Annotated in this window: 17 protein-coding genes; 5 read left to right on the forward strand and 12 right to left on the reverse strand. The window is 70.9% G+C overall.

The genetic code is table 11. From position 1 onward, the window contains the following. Positions 1 to 6 precede the first annotated feature (6 nt). Positions 7 to 834: an RDD family protein gene (locus D5S19_RS25825; RefSeq protein ID WP_120025978.1), complete on the reverse strand. Its 828-nt coding sequence runs from the start codon at positions 832 to 834 to the stop codon at positions 7 to 9. Positions 835 to 874: 40 nt separating this feature from the next. On the opposite strand from D5S19_RS25825, the gene D5S19_RS25830 reads away from it, so the two are divergent. Next, positions 875 to 1879, forward strand: a complete 1005-nt coding sequence (locus D5S19_RS25830; RefSeq protein ID WP_120025979.1) for a stage II sporulation protein M — start codon at positions 875 to 877, stop codon at positions 1877 to 1879. A gap of 61 nt (positions 1880 to 1940) precedes the next feature. Here the strand turns inward: D5S19_RS25830 and D5S19_RS25835 are convergent, their stop codons facing one another. From D5S19_RS25835 to D5S19_RS32585, 5 genes are read right to left on the reverse strand one after another with little or no spacing between them, the layout of a single operon-like run. Then, complete coding sequence (locus D5S19_RS25835; protein ID WP_120025980.1) at positions 1941 to 3227, reverse strand: DUF58 domain-containing protein; 1287 nt, start codon at positions 3225 to 3227, stop codon at positions 1941 to 1943. A gap of 4 nt (positions 3228 to 3231) precedes the next feature. Then, on the reverse strand, positions 3232 to 4200 hold the full coding sequence (locus D5S19_RS25840; protein WP_120025981.1) for an AAA family ATPase: 969 nt from the start codon (positions 4198 to 4200) through the stop codon (positions 3232 to 3234). After that, entirely contained in the window at positions 4197 to 5324 is a 1128-nt protein-coding gene (locus tag D5S19_RS25845; RefSeq protein WP_120025982.1) for a DUF4350 domain-containing protein, read from the reverse strand. The genes D5S19_RS25840 and D5S19_RS25845 overlap by 4 nt, the downstream gene beginning before the upstream one ends. Further along, entirely contained in the window at positions 5321 to 5956 is a 636-nt protein-coding gene (locus D5S19_RS25850) for a DUF4129 domain-containing protein (RefSeq protein WP_120025983.1), read from the reverse strand. The genes D5S19_RS25845 and D5S19_RS25850 overlap by 4 nt, the downstream gene beginning before the upstream one ends. After that, complete coding sequence (locus tag D5S19_RS32585; protein ID WP_233574165.1) at positions 5950 to 7362, reverse strand: hypothetical protein; 1413 nt, start codon at positions 7360 to 7362, stop codon at positions 5950 to 5952. Before D5S19_RS32585 ends, D5S19_RS25850 begins: the two co-directional genes overlap by 7 nt. Before the next feature lie 344 nt (positions 7363 to 7706). Between D5S19_RS32585 and D5S19_RS25860 the strand changes: the two genes are divergently transcribed. Continuing rightward, the gene (locus D5S19_RS25860; protein WP_120025985.1) at positions 7707 to 8714 is read left to right on the forward strand and encodes a neutral zinc metallopeptidase; all 1008 of its coding nucleotides are present in this window, start codon (positions 7707 to 7709) and stop codon (positions 8712 to 8714) included. Here the strand turns inward: D5S19_RS25860 and D5S19_RS25865 are convergent, their stop codons facing one another. The 4 genes from D5S19_RS25865 to D5S19_RS25880 all read right to left on the reverse strand — a co-directional run bounded on the left by D5S19_RS25865 (position 8715) and on the right by D5S19_RS25880 (position 17344). Then, positions 8715 to 9323, reverse strand: a complete 609-nt coding sequence (locus D5S19_RS25865; RefSeq protein ID WP_325050318.1) for a hypothetical protein — start codon at positions 9321 to 9323, stop codon at positions 8715 to 8717. A 6-nt stretch (positions 9324 to 9329) separates the two neighbouring features. Next, the gene (locus tag D5S19_RS25870) at positions 9330 to 10412 is read right to left on the reverse strand and encodes a potassium channel family protein (protein WP_120025986.1); all 1083 of its coding nucleotides are present in this window, start codon (positions 10410 to 10412) and stop codon (positions 9330 to 9332) included. Positions 10413 to 10823: 411 nt separating this feature from the next. Next, complete coding sequence (locus tag D5S19_RS25875; protein ID WP_120026070.1) at positions 10824 to 14183, reverse strand: ATP-dependent helicase; 3360 nt, start codon at positions 14181 to 14183, stop codon at positions 10824 to 10826. Beyond that, complete coding sequence (locus D5S19_RS25880) at positions 14180 to 17344, reverse strand: ATP-dependent helicase (protein WP_120025987.1); 3165 nt, start codon at positions 17342 to 17344, stop codon at positions 14180 to 14182. Before D5S19_RS25880 ends, D5S19_RS25875 begins: the two co-directional genes overlap by 4 nt. Positions 17345 to 17470: 126 nt before the next feature. Here D5S19_RS25880 and D5S19_RS25885 point away from each other — a divergent pair, with 126 nt between their 5' ends. Beyond that, positions 17471 to 17794 carry an MGMT family protein gene (locus tag D5S19_RS25885; RefSeq protein ID WP_120025988.1) on the forward strand — a complete coding sequence of 108 codons (324 nt, stop codon included), beginning with the start codon at positions 17471 to 17473 and terminating at the stop codon, positions 17792 to 17794. Positions 17795 to 17823: 29 nt separating this feature from the next. Continuing rightward, the gene (locus D5S19_RS25890; RefSeq protein WP_120025989.1) at positions 17824 to 18639 is read left to right on the forward strand and encodes a siderophore-interacting protein; all 816 of its coding nucleotides are present in this window, start codon (positions 17824 to 17826) and stop codon (positions 18637 to 18639) included. A 237-nt stretch (positions 18640 to 18876) separates the two neighbouring features. Here D5S19_RS25890 and D5S19_RS25895 read toward each other — a convergent pair whose 3' ends face one another. Beyond that, positions 18877 to 19689, reverse strand: a complete 813-nt coding sequence (locus D5S19_RS25895; RefSeq protein ID WP_120025990.1) for a uroporphyrinogen-III synthase — start codon at positions 19687 to 19689, stop codon at positions 18877 to 18879. Continuing rightward, positions 19682 to 20659 carry a helix-turn-helix transcriptional regulator gene (locus D5S19_RS25900; protein ID WP_120025991.1) on the reverse strand — a complete coding sequence of 326 codons (978 nt, stop codon included), beginning with the start codon at positions 20657 to 20659 and terminating at the stop codon, positions 19682 to 19684. The genes D5S19_RS25895 and D5S19_RS25900 overlap by 8 nt, the downstream gene beginning before the upstream one ends. Before the next feature lie 62 nt (positions 20660 to 20721). On the opposite strand from D5S19_RS25900, the gene D5S19_RS25905 reads away from it, so the two are divergent. Continuing rightward, positions 20722 to 21120 carry a DUF3224 domain-containing protein gene (locus D5S19_RS25905; protein WP_120025992.1) on the forward strand — a complete coding sequence of 133 codons (399 nt, stop codon included), beginning with the start codon at positions 20722 to 20724 and terminating at the stop codon, positions 21118 to 21120. Positions 21121 to 21284: the final 164 nt, after the last annotated feature.

Below are 21284 nucleotides of genomic sequence, written 5' to 3' on the forward strand. Positions count from 1 at the left end.
AGCACCTCAGCTCGGCGGGGTGAACGGGTTGTCGGACGGCGGCACGCGGGGAACCGGCGGCGGCACGGGATGCGGCGGAAAGTGGCCGGCCTGCGCCCGGTTGCGCCGCTCGGCGAGCACCGTGGTGAGAAAGATCCACGGCGGCATGTCCGCTGGCAAGCCCACCCCGATCGTCGCGGCCATCTGCTGAGCCAGCCCGTAACCGAGCGCGTGCGCCGCCTCCGGACGCAGCTGGTGATAACGGCCGAGGAACTGCCTTGCGGCCAAGGCGAGGTCGTCGGGAACCTGGCTGAGGTCGAGCTGCGCGGCCCACGGCGCCAGCCACGGCGGCATCTGGAGCACCGGCTGCCTCGGCTCCGGCACGCGCTCGCGGATCACCAGCGTGCCCGCCAGGTAATCCCCGACCCGGCGGCCGTTCGACGAGGTCAGCGACACGATCAGGGCCACCGCGCCGAAAAGGCCGAGCGCCCAGAAGTCCACGAAGAACCCGGCGAGCGCGCGGGTGAGCGCATGCCGGAAACGGATCGGGCCACCGTCGAGCCGCACCACACGCAGCCCCAGCGCGAGCTTGCCGAGCGAACGGCCCCGGCTGAGCGTCTCGAACAGCACCGGGTATCCGATCACGACCAGCACGAACACCGTGAGCAGCAGTGCCACCGTCAACGACGAGTCGAACGATCCCGCGGTGAGCAACAGCACGACCAGCGCGAAGAGCAGCACGACGGCCTGCACGAGCACGTCGATCAGCATCGCGACGCCGCGGCTGGCGAGTTTCGCCACCCGCAGGTCGAGGACCACGGCCTCACCGGTGACGAGATCGGACTCTTCCTGCACGAGGCCAGCGTAGAGCCCTAAACTCGGCGTTGGAGGGGATATGGACCTGGACGTGTTCGTCGCCGCGCACACGGCGGAGTGGACCCGGTTGAGCGAGCTGGTGCGGCGCCGCCGGCTCAGCGGCGCCGAGGCCGACGAACTCGTCGCGCTCTACCAGCGCGCCGCCACGCACCTGTCGGTGATCCGCTCGACCGCGCCCGACCCGGCGCTGCTGGCGAGGTTGTCCGGGCTCGTGGCCCGCGGCCGGTCGGCGGTCGCGGGTTCGCACAGCCCGGCGTGGCGCGAGGTGGCGATGTTCTTCACCCGCCGGTTCCCCGCCGCGGTGTACCTCAACCGCCGCTGGTGGCTCCCCGCCGCGCTGCTGTCGCTGGCCGTGATGGCGGTGCTCGGCGTGTGGGTCACCCACGATCCGCAGGTGCGCTCCTCGCTGATCTCCCCGGACGAGCTGAAGGCGATGACCGCACCCGGCGGCCGGTACGAGAGCTACTACTCGAACGGCCCGGCCGCGGGATTCGCCGCGAAGGTGTGGACGAACAACGCCTGGGTGGCCGCGACCTGCCTGTTCCTCGGCATCGCGCTCGGCCTGCCGGTGATCTCCGCGCTGTGGCTGAATTCGCTCAACGTGGGCGTCGCGATCGGCCTGATGTCCTCGGCCGGCCGGGGTGACGTGCTGCTGGGCCTGCTCCTGCCGCATGGCCTGCTCGAACTGACCGCGGTGTTCATCGCCGCCGGAACCGGGCTGAAACTCGGCTGGACGGTGGTCGACCCCGGCCGCCGCTCCCGCACCGCCGCGCTGGCCGAACAGGGCCGTTCGGTGGTGGTGATCGCGCTCGGGCTGGCGTGCGTACTGCTGGTGTCCGGGGTGATCGAGGCCTTCGTGACCCCGTCGGGCTGGCCCACCTGGCTGCGCATCAGCCTCGGCGCGCTGGTCGAAGTGCTGTTCCTGACCTACGTCTTCACCCTCGGCCGCCGTGCCGCCAGAGAGGGTGAAGTCGGCGATCTGGACCCCACCCTCACCGGGGACGCTCTCCCCGAGGCAGGCTGACCCCTCCCGCGAACGGCTGTGAAGGGACCCTTCACGGACTCTGGGTCCGTGAAGGGACCCTTCACAGCCTTCCGGCGGCTTTGAGGGCGAGGTATCGGTCGGCCAGCGCGGGCGGGAGTTCCTCCGGGACCGCGTCCACCACGCCCACCCCGCGACGGGTCAGGCGGGCCACGGCCGACTCGCGGTCGGCCAGCGTGCGCGCTGCGGCGGCAGCGTCGTAGACCGCTTCGGCATCACCGCGGGCGCGGGCCATTTCCGCCACGCGGGGGTCGGCCACCGAGGCCAGCAGGACCTCGTGCCGCGCGGTCAGCGAGCCCAGCACCGGGAACAGGCCTTCCTCCAGCGCCGCCGGTTCCAGCCCGGTCAGCAGCACCACCAGCGCACGACGACGGGTGCGGCGCAGCACTTCCGCGACCATCCCCCGGGCGTCAGTCTCCACCAAGGACGGTTCGATCGGGGCGAGCGCGTTCACCAGTGACGGCAGCAACGTCTTCGAGTTCGGCACCGACGCGCGGACCTGACGGTCGTAGGCCACCAGATCCACCCGGTCACCCGCGCGCGAGGCGAGGGCGGCCAGCAGCAGCGCCGCGTCCATCGCGGCGTCCAGCCTGGGCGCATCACCGACGCGCCCTGCCGAGACCCGGCCGGTGTCCAGGACCAGCACCACCTGCCGGTCACGTTCCGGCCGCCAGGTCCGGACCATCACCTCCGACGCGCGAGCGGTGGCGCGCCAATCGATCGAGCGCACGTCGTCACCGATGACATACTCGCGCAAGGAATCGAACTCCGTACCCTGGCCGCGGATCAGCACCGCATTCCGGCCGTCCAGCTGCTGCAGCCGGGCCAGCCGCGAAGGCAGGTGCTTACGGCTGTGGAACGGCGGCAGCACCCGCACCGTCCACGGCACCTGGTGCGAGCCCTGCCGAGCGGCCAAACCCAACGGCCCCAAGGCACGCACGGTCACCCGCGCCGCGCCGCGGTCGCCCCGCCGGGTCGGCCGAAGCTGCGTGGCGCAGGATTGCCGCTCCCCCGGAGGCACGGACACCCGATGCCGGTCGTCCGCGCGGGCACTCGGCGGCCACGCGTCCCGCAGCAGCCCGCGAACCGCGCGACGGCCAGGGTTGGCGACCAGCAACGTCACCGATGCCAGCTCACCGAGCCGGACGGAAGTCGTTCCCCGGCGCGAAAACTGCAACGCTCGCACGCTCCCGGCCAACGCGACGTCCACGGCGACCAGGACGAGCAGCACCACGACCACCGCGAGCACGCCGGTGACGGACGGGAACAGCAGCCCGACCACCAGCGCCCCCAGCAACGCCAGCAGCCCGAGCCGCCCGGTCAGCGCCATCGCCTCAGCGCGGCACCGGCACGGCGGCCAGTACCCGGTCAAGGACACCGTCGGCGGTGACGCCCTCCAGCTCCGCCTCGGGCCGCACGTCGAGCCGGTGCCGCAGGGCAGGCCGGGCAAGCGCCTTCACGTCGTCCGGAGTCGCGTAATCGCGGCCGGCCAGCCAGGCCCACGCCCGGGTCACGGCGAGCAAACCCGTTGCGCCACGCGGGGAAACGCCCAGCCGGACGGCGGGCAGTTCCCGCGTCGCCCGGCACAGGTCGACCACGTAGCCGATCACCTCCGGGCCGACCGTCACCTTCGCCACGGCCTGCCGGGCCTCGGCCAGCTCCGCGGCGCCGGCCACCGGACGCACCCCGGCCGCGGCCAGCTCCCGCGGGTCGAACCCCTGCGCGTGCCGCACCAGGATGGCGACTTCGTCCTCTCGCGACGGAGCGGGCATGGTCAGCTTGAGCAGAAACCGGTCCAGCTGCGCTTCGGGCAACGGGTAGGTGCCCTCGTACTCCACCGGGTTCTGCGTCGCGATCACGATGAACGGATCGGGCAGCGGACGCGTCCGCCCGTCGATCGACACCTGCCGCTCCTCCATCGCTTCCAGCAGTGAGGACTGCGTTTTCGGCGGAGTGCGGTTGATTTCGTCGGCGAGCACCAGGTTCGTGAAGACCGGGCCTTCCCGGAAGGAGAACTCGCCGCTGTGCGCGTCGTACACAATGGACCCGGTGACGTCACCCGGCATCAGGTCCGGGGTGAACTGCACCCGCGTGGTCTTCAGGTCCAGCGAAGCGGCGAGCGCCCGTACCAGCAGCGTTTTCGCCATCCCGGGTACGCCTTCGAGCAGCACGTGCCCCCGGCAGAGCAGCGCGAGGATCAGCCCGGTGACCGCCGCGTCGTTGCCCACCACGGCTTTTCCGACCTCGGCGCGCAACGCGATCAGCGCCGCGCGCGCGTCGTCCGGGGCCTGTTCGGTACTCACGAACGCTCCACCTCTCGTTCCACCCTGTCCAGTTCGTCCGCCAGCCGGACGAGCGCGGGCTCGTCCGGCACCGGCGGACCGTAGAGCACCGCGCCGACGTCTGCCACGGACCGGCCGGTCCGCGCGCACACCGTCTCCACGACGGCGGACGGCTCCGCCTCTCGCGGCAGCCCCAGTCTCGTCCGCAACCGACCGCGAGCGGCCTCCCGCAGCGTCTCCCCGGCGTGTCCGGCCGCGCCGCCCCGACGGTAGAGCCGCGCGCGACCTTCGGCCGTTTCCGCCGCCCGCACCACGATCGGCAGCGGCTCCCGCACCACCGGCCCCAGCCGGCGCGCCCGCCACAAGGCGAACAGCACCACGGCGATTCCCGCGGTGAACGCACCGTAACGCCAGCCGGGCGGGATCAGCTCGACGAACGGCTTCTGCCGGCTCGCCAAAGCGGGATCCGCGGTCGAAGGCACGTACCAGACCAGCCGCGGGTGATCGCCGAGCAACCGCATGCCGAACGCAGCGTTGCCCTCGTCCGCGATCTGATCGTTGGTCAACGGGGTTCCGGTACCGACCACGGTGGTCGTGCCGGAAGGACCGCCCAGCCGCACGAAAGTCGCGTCGTAGCACAAGCGTGCAGTTTGGTCTCCGGTCCGGTAATGCCCGCCGCCGAGGGTCACCGTGCCCGCGGCGACAGCCGCGCCGACGGTGCAATCCGGCCCCAGCACGTGGTCGGCTCCGCTGCCGTCCACCTTCACCGACGGCACAGTCTGTGCGAGCGAACCGGGACCGGGCGCGATGAGCACCAGGTGCGCGACACGACGGCTCAGCTCGGACAACCCGTTGCCAGGCACGAGATCCGGATTGGTGACGAGCAACGTGCCGCCGTCGGCCGCATCGCGGGCTTCGGCAAGCGTGTGCACGGCGTTGACTTCGACGCCTTCCTGCTCCAGCAGATGCGCGAGCGCGTGACTGCCGCCCGGCTCGTACGAACCCGGTTCGAGATCGCCGCTGGTCTGGTCGCCTCGGCTGAGCACGAGGACCAGCGCTGTCAGCACGATCAGCAGCAGAACCGCCAGCGGGACCCGCGCGCCCCGCCAAATCCGCCGCAGGTCAGGGGAAACCGAAGTGCTCACGCGTCCACCAGAACCGGCTTCGCCCGCTGGACACGCTCGTCGAGCCCGGTCAGCATTTGGTAACCGGCCTCGGTGCCGGGCCGTCCGCCGTAGTGCACATCGTCGAACAGGCGGGCCGCGGCGGCGAGATCTTCGGCGAGATCCGGCAGCAGCACACCGGCTTCCGCGGCGGCCTCGTCCGCGGTGCGGCCGGAACGCTCGTCAAGCACCGTGCGCTCCTCCAAACCCCGCACCAGCGCTCGGAAACTCTCCCGCACCGCGTCTGCGAGCTGCCCGCGCGCAGCAGCTTCCCCGGCAGCACGCCGGTACTCGTCAGAGGAGCGACGACGCCCGGTGAACACCTCGCCGACGGCGCGCGCGGCCCGGCCGACCCGCCCGATCCTCAACCGCACCACGACAATCAGCACGATCAGCAGCCCCAGCACCAGCAGCACGCCCAGCGGCCCGCCGGGGACGCCGTTCAGCTCGGCCAGCAGCTCGGAGATCCGCTGACCCAGCCACTGCATGATCTGCTGGAACAGCCCCGGCCGCGCGGCCGAGTACGCCGGATCGCGCAGCTCCTCGATCGCCCGCAGCCGAGCCGGGTCCCGGTCGATGTCGACCGGGACGTCGGTGAGCCGGAAGATCACCACGCCTGCGGCGGCTGCAGGCCCGCCGCCCTGGCCAGCTCGATGTCCATGCCCTCGCGCCGCATCCGCTGGTCGATGTAGAGCAGCACGGTGACCAGCGCGGTGAACGGCGTGACGAGGGTCGAGGCGATCACCGCGCCCACCGACTGCAGGACCAGCCCACCGGTGCTCACCTGCGGCAACGACGCGTTCTGCGGGTCGAACATGCCGCTGAGGGCACCCGAACCGACGCTGAACGGGATGCCGATGATCATGGTGATCAGCCAGCCGATGATCGCGGCCAGCAGCAGCACGCCGAACACCCGCCAGAACGACCCGGTCACCAGCTTGACCGAGCGGGCGAACGCCTGCTTGATCGTGCCGCGTTCGAGCACCAGCGCCGCGCCGGCCAGCGACCAGAACACGTACGGGATGACCGGCAGGATCACCGCCAGCACCCCGAACAGGATCGCGACCGGGCCGAGCGCCAGTCCGAGCAGCACCGCGACGCCCGCGCCGGCCGCGCAGGCGGCCAGCACCGCGGCGCCGTACAGCACGGTCAGCACGAGCAGCCGCAGCAACCGCGGCGCCGCCTCACTCATCGCGGACCGGAAGCCGACCGGGCGGCCAAGCACCGCTTTTCCCATCACCACGGTGAGAAACCCGGTCAGGAAGGCCTGCCCGAGCAGCCCGATCACCAGCGACGGGACCAGGCTCAGCAGCGTCGAGCCGAGCAGGTTGTACAGCGCGTTCAGCTGCTCGGCCTGGGTGGCCGCCGGGCCGATCCGGGCCACCCGCTCGAAATTGGGCACGATCAGCAGCGAGGCCACCAGGTTCAGCCCCGCGGTGACCACCGCGACGATCGCGGACACCCCGAGGATGAGCAGCGGATACCGGCGGATCGCGGTGATCGCGCCGTCGAGCAGATCGCTGATGTTCAACGGCCGCAACGCGATCACGCCCGGCTTGCCGAGTCCCCGCGGGTTCCAGCCGCGCGGCGGGCCATAGCCGTACCCACCCGGATGCGACGGCGGCGGGGGTGGCGAACCGGGGGCCTGCCACTGCCCGCTCACGCTCGGCGGCGGCGTCCATCCCGGCGGCACGGCACCGGCAGGCGGAGCAGATCCACCCGGCGAGGGGGTCTCTGGCTGCGCGGGAATCTCCGGCGGCGGCTGTCCAGCGCCCGACGGCTCCCCGGGAACCTTCGCGACGGCGTCCGGCGGCAGCGTGACCGGCGGCCCGGAATCCCCCACTACCCCACCGGATGACGGCGGCTGCCCGGAATCCCCCGCCGCGTCGTCCGGCTTCCCGGCGCCGGCATCACCCGGTGGCGGGGTCTGTGCGTCCCCGGACGCCCCGGGCACCGGAATGCCCTGGCCCGGCGTCGGCGAGTCCTCGCCGGAACCGGGCGAACCGGGTGTGTCAGTCATCGAAACCCCTCGTCTGCACCGCCCTGCACTTGCAGCCGCCACTCTTCCAGAGGGTTCCGCACCAGGCCAGACCTGGGGTGACGTCCCGGCACCGGGGCAAAGCGGGCGAAGTGCTGCGGAACCCGGGGCATCCCCCGATATGCTGAACGACGAGCCGGGGACGCCGGCCCGCGCCGAGACCCACCGGGAATGTCCTGATGACGCAACCGCCCTACGGCCCGCCGCCAGGGAACGTTCCGCCGCCATCCGGACCACTGATGGGACCGCCTCCGGGCAGCGCGCCGATGGGACCCCCGCTCGCCCAGCCGAGGGGACCGCAAGCCACCCACGCGGGTCCGCCCCCGATGGGGCCACCGCCCGGGTGGCCGCACCGGCCGCCGCCCCCGCCGCAGCGCAAGCCGACCGGGCTGATCATCGGGCTCTGCCTCGGCGCGGTCGTCGTGCTGGTGCTCGGGGTGGTGGCGATCGTCGCGCTGAACCGGTCCGGCAAGCAGAGCAGCAACGCCGGACTTCAGAGCCCGCAAGCGCCCACCTCGGCATTCGAGCTGCCGCCGAACAACAGCCCGGCGAACAGCCCGTCACGGGCGCCGACCAGCTCCCGCGTCCCGTCCTCCACCTCGACCGAGTCCGGCCCGCACAAGATCCTCGAACTGAGCGAGCACCCGATCCTGCAGGATCCGAACGCCGGGCTGAAGAATCTCTCCTGCGAGCTGCCCGCCTGGCAGAGCACACAGGACGGCGCGGAGGCCTTCTTCACCACGGCGAGCAAATGCCTCGACGCCGCGTGGGGGCCGTTCCTGGAGGCCTACAACCTCCCGTTCACCCCACCCGCGCTGCACTTCCCGACCGGCCCGAGCTTCGAGACCGCCTGCGGCACCATCCAGGTCGGCATCGCGACCGCGGCCTATTACTGCGAGAACAACCTGTACGTCCCGTTCAAGGGCCTGCAAACCGACCAGTACGGCAACAACCCCGGCGTCTACCTGGCGTTGTTCGCGCACGAGTACGGCCACCATGTGCAGGAGGTCGCGGGCATCATGGACGCGGTCTGGCAGAAGATCTACGCCGCGGGCCAGAACAGCGCGACCGGGCTGGAGCTGTCCCGGCGCAAGGAACTGCAGGCGCAGTGCTTCTCCGGCATGTTCCTCGGCGCGCACGTCGACCAGGGCTCCGTCACCCGCGACATGTACAACAAGGCTTGGAACGACCAGGAAACCCGCGGGGACAACACCTCACGCAGCCACGACCACGGCACCAACGCGCACTACGCGCAGTGGTGGCGGACCGGCGCGAAGGACAACCGGATCATCGACTGCAACACCTTCTCCGCGCCCTCGTCCGCGGTGAGCTGATCAGCTGCTCAGCAGGGCCAGCCGCCCGGAGCCGCGGATCACCAGGAACGCGTACATCCCGCCGCAGAAGCAGGCGAACACCAGCAGCACCAGCGCGATCGGGGCACGCGGGTCGTGCGAACCGCTGGTCGCGTCGGCGGCGGTGACCGCCACCATGCCCTCGGCCGCCGCGTTGTCCGGCACGACCACCTGGACGTGTTCGTCCTTGCCGTGGCCGCAGCTGTCCAGGGTGCCCTCGCGGGTCTTGCCGCCGAGCTGGAACCGCACCGCCTCGCCGCTGCCGCCGCCCGTGCAGTCGACCGGCTTGGTGACCTGCGCGGCGACCGGGGCACCCGCGGCCTGCGGGGCGATCCCGAACAGGCCCGGGCCGGCGAACCAGGCGAGCAGCACGATGGCCACGCCGGTGACCACCGGGATGCCCACCTGCAGCCACCGCTGGACCGGGCTCTTGCTCGCTGGGTCGGAAACCTGCACGCCGCCATGCTTCCAGATCGCCCGGGCAAAACCCAGCGCGCCGGCCGCGTCCGGGTGAGCCCGGTGCGGCAGCCCTAGCTGGGCTTCCGGCGGCGAACCCGGCCGTGCGCCGGAATCCGGCGTCGGCCATGTCACACCGGTTCAGCGCTCGATCTCGTCGACCTGGGTGACCTTCTTGACGTAGACCAGCCGGTCACCCGGTTCGATCGCGTCCGACTGCGGGGCGTCCACCCGGTAGAGCACCCCGCCGCGGACCAGGCCGAGCACGATGTCGGGCAGGTGCCGCGGCGAACCGCCCTCCTCGGCCGGTTCCACCGGGCGTTCCGCGATGGCCAGCCCGGACTCCGGGGTCAGCAGGTCCTCGACCATGTCCACCACGAGCGGGCTCGAAGTCGCCATGCCGAGCAGCCGGCCGGCGGTCTCGCTCGAAACCACCACCTGGTTCGCGCCCGACTGCTTGAGCAGGTGGACGTTCTCCGCCTCCCGCACGGACGCCACGATGTGCGCCTTCGGCGCCAGCTCCCGCGCGGTCAGCGTGACCAGCACCGCGGTGTCGTCCCGGTTCGGCGCGACCACGACGGCGCGCGCGTGGTGGGCGCCGGCGACCCGCAGCACGTCGGCGCGGGTGGCCGAACCGTGCACGGTCACCAGGCCGAGCGCGCTCGCCGCGTCCAGCGCCTGCTGATCGGTGTCCACCACGACGATCTGGTTCGGCTGGACCTCCTCGTCGCCGAGCAGGGCGTTGATCGCCGAGCGGCCCTTGGTGCCGAATCCGACGACGACGGTGTGGTCGCGCACCTTCGTCCTCCACTTCTGGATCTTGAATGCCTGCCGGGAGCGCTCGGTGAGCACCTCCAGCGTGGTACCGACGAGGACGATCAGGAAGAGCACCCGCAGCGGGGTGATGATCACGATGTTCACCAGCCGGGCCGAATCGGTCGCCGGGGCGATGTCGCCGTAGCCGGTGGTGGACAGCGAAACGGTCGAGTAGTAGATCGCGTCCAGGAAGGACACCCCGTCGCCGTTCGCGTCGCGGTAGCCACCGCGGTCGGCGTACACGATCAGCACCGTGGCCAGCAGGGCCAGCAGCGCGCCGATGATCCGCTTGACGATCGAGCGCATCGGGCTGACGGTCAGCTCGGGCATCCTGATCACGCCGACGAGCTCGTGGTCGGGCCGGTCGTTGAGCCGGACGTTGAGCGGCAGCCGCCGCAGAGCCTTCATTTCACCGTGCCTTCGTTTTCCCCGTTTGCCCTGCTCCGGCACCCCGCCGTCACGCACGAACGGGAGGATATCCCACGGTCACCGGCCGCACAGTTCGCCACGACCCCACGGCTCACCTGCTGCGGAGGGCTGTGAAGGGTCCCTTCACGGACTCCGAGGCCAGGGCCCCGGCAAAGTTGGTCGGGGACCCGGCAGTGGGCGATGCGGAGGTGTGTGCGACCACCTCGTGGCGTGCGCCGGACCGGTTTCGGGTCTGTGAAGGGACCCTTCACAGACTCAGAGTCCGTGAAGGGTCCCTTCACGGACCTCTACACCGACTTTGCCGGAACCCTGGACTCCGAGGCTGTGAAGGGTCCCTTCACAGCCTCGGACCGGAGCGCGGAGCGCGAGTGTGGCTGGGGCGGGTGCGTGTCATTCCGGCGGCACCTCACGCAGTAACGCGCGCAGGCCTTCGGCGTCCAGCAGGTCGGCCGGGCGCAGGGTGTGGTCGTGGCGCACGTAGTGGAAGGCCGCGCGGACCCGGTCCACCGGGACCTTTCGCAGCGCCGCCCAGGCCAGCCGGTACGCGCCGAGCTGCACGGCCAGCGCGGGCAGGCGTTCGGCCGTAGGTACCGCGCCGGTCTTCCAGTCGACCACGGTCCAGCCGCCGTCCGGGTCCGGGTACACCGCGTCCATCCGCCCGCGCACGGTGATGCCTTCCACGTCGGCGGAAAACGGCACTTCCACGGCGACCGGCACGCGGTCGGCCCAATCGCTGCGCTCGAAAGCTTCTTGCAGGTCCGCGAAATCGCTGTCCGGGGCCGCGCCGTGGTCCGCGGCGCCGGGCAGATCGTCGATCTCCAGCAGGCCGTCGCCGGTGAATCGCTGTTCCAGCCAGCTGTGGAAGGCCGTACCCCGGCGAGCGAAAGTGCTGGGCGGCAACGGAAGCGGCCGACGTAGCCGCCGGGCCAGCGCGGCCGGATCGGCGGCGAGATCGACCAGCTGGCTCACGCTCAGGTGCGCGGGCAGGACCACACGCTCCACAGTGGACTGAGCGCGGGCACGTTCGGCGAGCAGCACGTCGGTGTCGGCCACCCAGCCGTCCGGGTCGTCCGGATCGACCGGGTCCGCATCGTCCTCTGTGTACTCGTCGTCGGGGAATTCCTCTTCCGGCTCCGGAGGCAGCGGGATCTCGTCATCGTCGGCCGCCGGAATCGGCTCCGGCTCGGGTTTTTCCGCCAATGCGGTCATTTCCGCGAGCACCATGGCCACCCCGGCACTCACGCCGGTACGCCGTTCGCCGAGTGGGTCGACCGGCCAGGTCGCCGTGCGGGAATCGGCCACGAGCGGGTTTTCCTCGTCCTCCCCCGGCTCGTCGGCCCAAGCGGCAAGCACGCCCAGCGGCGTCTCGGCCGTACGCAGTACTTCGGCGATCTCGGTCAGGAAAACCGACGGCCCCTTGGCCCGCGCGCTGCTTTCGTTCCACCAGTGCCCAGAAACGAGCAGCGCACGCTCGGAACGAGTCAGTGCGACGTAACACAGCCGACGCTCCTCGTCGGCCTCTTTCGCAACGAAGCCCTCTTCGTGCAGTTCAAGCGCTTCCTGGACTTCCTTGCGGTCAAACCCTTCGGACACTTGCAGTTTCGGCAGATCGGCGAAGTCACCACGCAGATGCGCGGGCAACGCGGTAGAAGTACGCAACCAGGACGACGACCGTCGCTTGCTCGGAAACACCTCGGCCACCAGATGCGGCACCGCGACCACTTCCCACTCCAGCCCCTTCGCGGAGTGCACGGTCAGCACCTGCACCCGGTCGGGTACGACTTGCACTTCACCGGGGGTGAGCCCGTCTTCCGCATGCACCGCCGTGGTCAAGTAGTCCACAAAGGACAGAAGCGTCGCGGTGGGCGCGGTCTCCGCGTAGTCGGTGACCACCTCGGCGAAAGCGTCCAGGTGCGCTCGCCCTGCCGAACCGGGACGCGCGAGCGATTCGACGTCGAGCAGCATGGTGCGTTCGACGTCGGCGACGAGTTCCGGCAGCGACTGGTCCAGACGGCGGCGCAGCGCGGTCAGTTCCGCACCCACCCGCCGTATCCGCCGGTAGCCGTCCGCGGAATAACGTTCCGGCGCACCGGGTTCGTCCACCGCGTCGATCAGCCCGGCCTGCTCGGCGCGCTCGGCCACCAGCACCGGCTCATCCCCGCCCTCGGTGCGCGGCGCCGGTGAGGAGAGTTCGTTGGCCCGCCGCCACAGCGCGGCCACGTCGGCGGCCGCGATCCGCCAGCGCGAGCCGGTGAGCAACCGCGCGGCCGCACTGCCCGCCAACGGGTCGGCCAGCACCCGCAGGGTGGCGACCAGATCGGCGACTTCCGGTTCGTCGAGCAGCCCGCCCAGCCCGACGACTTCCACCGGCAGGCCGCGCATCCGCAGTTCGGCGGCGATCGGCGCCATGTCGGCACGGCGGCGCACCAGCACCGCGGCGGAGGGCGGTTTGCCGGTCTCTTCACGCTCCGCGTGCCAGCGCCGGGCCAGCGCATCGGCCACCCATTCCCGTTCCGCCCGGACGTCGGACAGCAGCGCAACCTCGATGTCCGCCGGTCCCGCGCCCTCGCGGGATCGCAGCCGCTCCACGCCGAGCCCCCGCTGCCGCAGTGGCTCGGAGATCGCGTTGGCCAGTGCCAGTACCTCCGGTGGATTGCGGAAACTGGTGAGCAGACCGAATTCGTGCGCCGGAACGAGTTTTTGCCCGCCATGGCGTGGAAAGTCGGTGGTGAACCGCGGCAGGTTGGCTGCACTCGCCCCACGCCAGCCGTAGATCGCCTGCGCCGGGTCGCCCACCGCGGTCACCGGCATCGCCGGATGCCCGTCACCGCCGAACAACGACCGCAGCAGCACTCGTTGCGCGTGCCCGGTGTCCTGGTACTCGTCGAGCAGCACCGCGCCGTACCGTTCACGTTCCCCGGTCACCACGGCCGGATAGCCCTCGGCCAGTTGCGCAGCCAGCGACATCTGGTCGGCGAAGTCCAGCGCGCCCTCGGCTCGTTTGCGCCGATGGTAGTCCTCGACCAGCGGCAGCAGGGCGAGCCGGAACCGTTGCGCGGAAAGCACTTCCTGCAGTTTGACCGGAAGCGCGGCCCGCTGCCCCTTGGCACGCGGTGCGTTCTCGATCACTTCGCACAGCCAGGCGGTGTACTGTGCGAGCTTGTCCGTCTCCACCAGGTGCTCGCCCAGTTCTCCGGCCAGCGCGAGCAGCTGCGCGGTGACGGTCGGGGGCACCCGGTCGGTGTCCAGGTCATTGTCCCAAGTAGACACAACCCGGTGCGCGAGCTGCCACGACGAGGTCTCGGACAACAACCGGACCCCGGGTTGCACCGGCAGCCGCAACCCGTGCTCGGACAGCAGCCTCCCGGCGTACGCGTGATAAGTCAGCACGGTCGGCTCGCCCGCCACCACGGTCGCGCGGAGCCCGCCACTCGGATCGATGCGGTCGAGCAGCCCGGAACCGGCCAGCCGTCGCAGCCGGGCACGCACGCGTTCGCCGAGCTGACGGGCAGCCTTGCGGGTGAAGGTGAGGCCGAGTACGCGTTCCGGGCTCACCACGCCGTTCGCGACCAGCCAGACCACCCGGGCGGCCATGGTCTCGGTCTTTCCCGCACCGGCGCCGGCGACCACCAGCGACGGTTCCACCGGGGACGCGATCACCGTCGCCTGTTCCGGGGTCGGCCGATGCAGACCCAGCGCGTCGGCGATCTCCGCGGGTGCAACCGGGTTCGCCGCGGGCAATCCGCTCACGGCCCGGTCACCTGCCTGCCCTCCGGGCGCAGCGGGCAGCAGCCGCGGGCCGGGCACCGGTCACAGTCGGCGTTCTCGTGCGCCTGGTAGTCCGGACCGGCCGCGGCGCCCGCGGCCGAGCGCACGAGGTCCAGCCACTCCCGTCCGGCCTCCTCGTCGAGCGGCGGCTGATCCCGTTGGGTGGCACCGGTTTTGTTGTTCTGCTTCGCGACATACACCAGCCGCGCACCGCCCGGCGCCTGCTTGCCCTCGATCGCCCCGAGCAGCACCGCGAGCTGGTAGGCCGCCAGCTGCGGGTGCTTTTCCGCGTCCGCGGCGGAAACCGGCACCTTGCCGGTCTTGATGTCCACGATCACCGGGCGGCCGTTCTTGTCCAGCTCCACCCGGTCGACCCGGCCGCGCAGCAGCACGCGCACCTCGCCGTCGCCCATCGGCAGCTCGACCTCGATGTCCTGTTCGACCCCGGCCTCGATCAGCTCGCGCCGGGAAACCTCCAGCCAGGTCACGAAGTTCCGCAGCATCTGCTCGACCCGGGACCGCTCACGCCGGGAGAACCACGGCGCACCGGCGTCGACCCGTGCCCAGGCTTCGTCAAGCGCGGCCTGGATCTGCTCCTCGGTACTGCCCCCGGCCACGGCTTGCGCCAGCCCGTGCACGAGCGTGCCGGTGACCGCGGCCAGCTGTGCCGGGTCACTGCCGCCGTGCCGCTCGATCAGCCAGCGCAGCGGGCATTTGACCAGAATTTCCACAGTGGACGGAGAGATCCGCATCAGGTCACCGGGTCCGTGCACCGGGTCCGCTGTGGACGGACCGAGCAGGCCGTACCAGGTATTCGGATGCGCCCCCGGCACCCCGGCCGCGGCGAGGCGGGCGAGCTGCGTGGCGGCGCGCTCCCGGCGCTGTGGCTCGGTCTTCTCGTCGCACACCACCTCGCGCAGCTCGCCGACCAGCTCGGCCAGGACCAGCGAGCGCCCCGGTGGTTTCATCCGCGAGTCGAGCGCGCCGTCATCGGCACCGTTCTCCTCCAGCTCATCCAGAAACCGGGACGGCTGCTCGTCGGATCCGGCCACCGCGGTGACCAGCAGCGTCCGGCGCGCCCGGCTCGCGGCGAGGTAGAACAGCCGCCGTTCCTCGGCGAGGATCGGCGCGATGGCGGACACCCGGTCGTGTTCGTCCACTCCGGACAGCAGATCGACCAGTCGCTCGACACCCAGCAACGAGCCGCGCAGCCGCAAATCCGGCCACGTTCCCTCTTGGACACCCGCCACAGCGACCACTGTCCATTCACGACCGGCAGCGGCATGCGCGGTGAGCAGCGAGACTCCTTCACCCGGAATCGCCGCAGGCGCGAGCGTGTCCCCCGCGATGTTCTGCGAGGAAAGATAGTCCGCGAACGCCGCGACGCTCGCCTTGGGCAACCGATCCGCGTAGCGGCCGGCTGCGTCGAACAAGGCCACCACGGCGTCCAGATCCCGATCCGCCTGTGCACCAAGCGAACCACCACGCTCGACCAACCGCAGCATCCGGTCCTGCAGCCCACTTGCCTGCCACAGCTCCCACAGCACCTGCTCGACGCCTTCTTCGCGGCGCACTGCCTGATGCGTGACGCTCAGCAGCGTGGCCACCCGGCGAACCGGCATGGCCTCCACGTCCGCGAGCCCGGCCAGGATGTCCCCACCACGCAAGGCTTCGACCAGCAGTTCGTCGCTGGCGCGCTGTCCGCCACCGGCCAGCTCCAACCGGCGCAGGCCCCGGCGCAACCGGCGCAGCGCGAGCGGATCGGCCCCGCCGAGCGTCGAGGAGAGCAGCATTTCCGCGAGCTCGACGTCCAGCAGGTCCGGCTCCGCGGCCACCCGCAGCACCGCCAGCAACGGCCGGACCGCGGAATGCCTGGCCAGCGGGAGCTCCTCGGTCGCCGAGCCGATCGGCACCCCCGCCGCCCGCAAAGCACGCTGCAGCACCAGGAAAGTGCGTGCCGGGGACCGGACCAGCACCGCCATGTCCGCCCACGCCACCCCGTCCACCAGGTGCGCGCGCCGCAGCTGGTCGGCGATCCAGCTCGCCTCCGCGGCCGGCGTCGGCATCAGCCGCACCCGGACCCGTCCGCCTCGTTTCCCTTGTGGGCTAAGAAGTTTGCGGTGTGCCGAAGCACCTGGCAGGGTAGCGCCGAGCTTCGCCACCGCGGCGCGGACGGTCGGCGCGAGACGGTGCGAGACGGTCAGCACCACGGTGCGGTCGCCGTCGGTGTCGGCGTCCGCGAACAGTCGCGGATCCGCCCCACGGAAGGAGAACACCGACTGGTCCGGGTCGCCCGCCACGACGAACTCGGCCGCGGTGTGCCCGATCGTACGGATCAGCTGGATCTGCAACGGATCGAGGTGGTGCGCGTCGTCCACGAACAAGTGGCGCACCCGGTTGCGCTCGCGGTCCCGCAGCTCTTCGTCGTCCTCCAGGGCGAGCAGCGCCGAGGTGACCAGCTCGGCCGCGTCGAGCGCGGGCGCGCCCCGCTGCCCCAGCGCGGCCCCCTGCAGCTGGGTGACCTCCTCGTACTGCGCCCAGAACCGCCCGGCCGCGATCCACTCCTCGCGGTCCTGGCGACGCCCCAGCTCGGCCAGATCCTCCGGCCCGAGCCCGCGTTCGGCGGCCCGCATCAGCAGGTCGCGCAGCTCTTCGGCAAAACCGGGCACGGTGAGCGCGGGACGCAGCTGCTCCGGCCAGCCGAGCGCGCCGCCGTCCAGGTCGCCTTCGAGCAGCTCACGCACGACCACGTCCTGTTCGGCGCCGGCCAGCAACCGCGGCGGAGGCAGCTCCTCGGCCCGCGCTTCGAGACGCAGCAACGAAAAAGCGTAGGAATGCACGGTGCGGACCAGCGGTTCGCTCACGGTGCGCGGCAGCGCGGACCGTGAGCCGGGGTCCGAAGTCAGCCGTCGCGTGATGTCGGCGCGGAGCGCGTCGGCCGCCTTACGCGAAGTGGTGAGGACGAGCACGGATTCCGGGTCCGCACCTTCAGCGATCCGGCGGGCCGCGGCCGTGGCGAGCAACGCCGTCTTGCCGGTGCCCGGACCGCCGAGGACCCGGCTGAACCCGGCCGTGCCCGCCAGCACCCGGCGTGCGCCGTCGTCCCAGGTGAACGTGGGTATGACGGGGACCGGCGGGCGCACCAGGCGCGCCTGTCCGGTCCCTGTTCTCCGCACGTGCACATCAGCGATGGAACCATGTCGACCCACTCGGGTGATGCACCGGCACACCGCTCGGCCGGAGTATCGCTCCTCGTAGTCTGCTGGGTTATGGACGACGAACTGCACGAGCGGATACGCGCGGTCATCACCGGCGTACCCGCGGGGACCGTCGCGACGTACGGCGACATCGCAGCGCTCAGCGGTGCGCCGTCCCCGCGCCTGGTCGGACGCGTCCTCGCGGAGGACGGTCACGACTTGCCCTGGCATCGGATCCTGCGCGCGGACGGAACCCCCGCGCCGCACCTCGCGCACGAACAGCTGGAGCGGCTGCGGGCGGAAGGCGTGCTCGCCGACGGTCCACGGGTGGACCTGCGGAAGTACCGCCGACAGGTCGAACCAGACTCGGCGGATGGCCCTGACACCCTGTTTTAATCGGCGGTTTTTTAGGTTAGCCTGACCTAATGGGCACCTTGAACTATCACCACGGCCGGGTCACCGCGGTGCGCCGGGTCACGCCGAACATGGCTCGCATCACGTTCGACTGCCCGAGCCTCGCCTCCGCGGGGCCGGCCGCTCCGGACGCGTACATGAAGATCTTCTTCCCACTTGCCGGTCAGCAGCGCCCTGAGCTACCGCCGCCGGCGACTGGTGGCGAGGTTCTGTCGTGGTATCGCACGTACCTGGCGATGCCGGACGAAGTTCGGCCGCACATGCGTACGTACACCGTCCGCGCCGCGCGACCGGAAAGCGGCGAAGTAGACGTGGACTTCGTGCTGCACGCGGAAAGCGGTGGCCCGGCTTCGACGTGGGCCGAGCAGGCGGAAGTGGGTTCACAGGTCGCCTTCGTCGGCCCGCACGGCCTGTACGAGGTCCCAGACGGCACCGGCTGGCAGCTGTTGGTGGGCGACGAGACGGCGCTGCCCGCAATCGGCGCGATCCTCGAAGCGTTGCCCAACTCGGCGCGCGCAACCGTGTACGTGGAAATCCCGGACAGCGGCGAGCGTCAGACCTTCACGACCGACGCCACGGTGAAGCTGCACTGGGTGGTTCGCGGCGCTCGCCCACACGGCGAATCGCTGCTGGACGCCGTACGCGCGGCAGATCTGCCCGGCGGCGCCCCGTACGCGTGGGTGTCCGGCGAAGCAAGCGTCGTCAAGCTGGTCCGCCGCCACCTGGTCCGGGAGCGGGGCTTCGACAAGACCTCGATCTGCTTCACCGGCTACTGGCGCCAGGGCATGAGCGAGGACGCCGTCGGCCGCGAACGCGCCACGGCTTAACCCCAAAGCTGTGAAGGGACCCTTCACAGACTCAGCATCCAGGGTGTCGGCAAAGTTGGTCGGGGACCCGGCAGTGGGCGATGCGGAGGTGTGTGCGACCACCTCGTAGCGTGCGCCGGACCGGTTTCGGGTCTGTGAAGGGACCCTTCACAGACTCAGAGTCCGTGAAGGGACCCTTCACGGACCTCTACACCGACTTTGCCGGAACCCTGGCCTCAGCATCCGTGAAGGGTCCCTTCACAGCCCTCCGAAACGGCGGACCAGCAGCTTCACCAACGCACCCAGCCGCTGCCGTTCGGGTTGCAGCGTACGGATACCGACGGCTTCCAACGGCGCCGCAGTGACCGGTCCGACGCACGCGCAGACGGTCGTGCCACGGCGCAGCACAGCGCGTAGCTCGTCGCCGCGGCCGAGTTCGTTGGCGAGGGTGAGGAAGTTGGTCGCCGCGGGAGCGCTCGTGAACACCAGTGCTTCGAGTTCGCCCGACAGCACTTCGTGGATCAAGGAGAACACCGGCGCGGTGTTCGGCGGCGAATGCCAACGGTAAGGCTGTACGGCGACTACAGAGGCCCCTGCCGCAGTAAGCGGGTCGAGAAACTCGGGCAGCGTCGTACCGTGCAGCTGCACAGCGACGCGTACGCCCGCGACGCCCGCAGCGGTGAGCACGCCGAAGAGTTCCTCGTTGCTTTCGTCGGGCGCTGAGTACTCCTCGCGCAACCCCGCACCGCGTAACGCGCCCACAGCCTTCGGGCCGCGCGCGAAGATGCGCGAAGCAGACAGAGCGTGCAACAACTCGTCCTTGCGCCCCCAGCCGTCCGCAGCGTCCAGCCAGCCGCGGAACCCTGCACCCGTGGTGATCGCGGTGAAGCCGACCGGCGCGGTCAGGACGTCTTCCGTGCCACGGCGTAGCTGAGGATCGTCGTCAAGGGGCACGATCGTGATGGTCGGCGCGTGCCGGACCTCCGCGCCGTATCGGACCAGGGCGCCGATCAGGTCGTCCGCGCGGCGTTCGGCGGTGACACCGATCCGTACGCCGTCCAGTTCAGCCATGAATCCTGCCCATCTCCTCGATCGCCGCGGCCACTTCTGCCCGCAGATCCGCGGGTTCGAGCACCTCCAGGTGCGGGCCGAAGCGCAGCAACTCGCCGATCGCCGGCTCCCCCGGCTCGACCGGCAGCCGGATGGTGAGCCAGCCCTCGCCGTCGGGTTCGGCCCCGCCGTCGAGCGCCGCCTGCAAAGCCCGGGCACCCACACTGCCCGCGTAGAACGGTACGAGAGCCTGCGCGCGCGGAGACAGCCGCACCGTCGCGGTCCGTGAATACATGCGCCGTTCGAACTGCGCGGACCACTCCTGCCAGTAACCGGCGAGGTCGAATTCCGCCGGTCGCTCGAACTGCTCGCCGAGATCGGTCAGCTCGCGGATGCGCGAGACCCGGTAGGTGCGCTCGGCCGCGGCGCTGCGGGCAACCACATACCAGTTGCCCGCCTTGAGGACCAGGCCGAGCGGCTCCAGCGTGCGTTCGACCTCGCGCGGTCCCCACCTTTCGTAGCGCACCCGGATCCGGCGCGCCGACCACACCGCGTCGGCGACGGCGGACAGCACCGGCAGGCTTTCGATACCCCGGTGCCAGCCCGGCACGTCGAGGTGGAACCGTTCGGCGATTCGCCCGGCCCGGCCACGCAGCTCCGGCGGCAACGCCGCGGACAGCTTCAGCTGGGCCGCCGCGAGCACCGTGCCCAGCCCCAGCTCCGCAGCCGCGGACGGCAACCCGGCCAACGAAAGCGATTGCGCCTCCTCCTCGGTGAGCCCGGTCAGCCGGGTCCGATACCCGGCGACGAGCTGATAGCCGCCGTTGCGCCCGCGGTCGGCGTACACCGGCACGCCCGAGGCGGACAGCGCCTCGATGTCCCGGTACACCGTGCGCACCGAGACCTCCAGCTCCGCGGCCAGCTCCTCGGCGGTCATCCGGCCACGGTTCTGCAGCAGCAGAAGAGCGGTGAGCAGACGGCCGGCACGCATGGTGACAAGTATGGCCGAAATACCTGACAGAAGATGACAGGAATGGCTGGTGAACTACCCCCATGAACACTTTCACCATGACGAAATGGGAAGAGCACCTGGTCAGCGGTACCGAAGGCGGCCCACGGGTGGCCGCGGTGCACGCCGCGATGACCTACACCGGCGAGTTCGAGGGCGAAACGACCAGTGATTACCTGCTGTACTACCCCGGCGAGGGCTACGACGGCGGCGGCACCACGTCACCCGGATTCGAACGGTTCGACGGCACCCTCGCCGGCCGCCGCGGCACCTTCCTGGTCCGGCACGAATGGAGCTTCGATCTGGAGACGGTGCGGTCCACGTTCGAGGTCGTGCCCGGCTCCGGCACGGGCGAACTGACCGGCCTCTCCGGCAGCGGAACCGCGCACGGGGTACACGGTGAGGACGCCGTCACCTACACCTTCGACCACCGGATCGGCTGAACGGCGACGGGTGGTGCCCGGAAAAGCGGGTGAGCGACGGCCGATGGCTCTGTCACGATGCGGGCATGCGCACGTACTCGAAGCCGATGCCGAACCCCGTCCCGGGGTCCGTCGGCGTGCGCTGACACCAGATCGAGTCCCGGCCCGCGCCGGGGTTTCCCTCT

Origin of the sequence: Amycolatopsis panacis, assembly GCF_003600245.1 — a bacterium.
Taxonomy (GTDB): domain Bacteria; phylum Actinomycetota; class Actinomycetes; order Mycobacteriales; family Pseudonocardiaceae; genus Amycolatopsis; species Amycolatopsis sulphurea.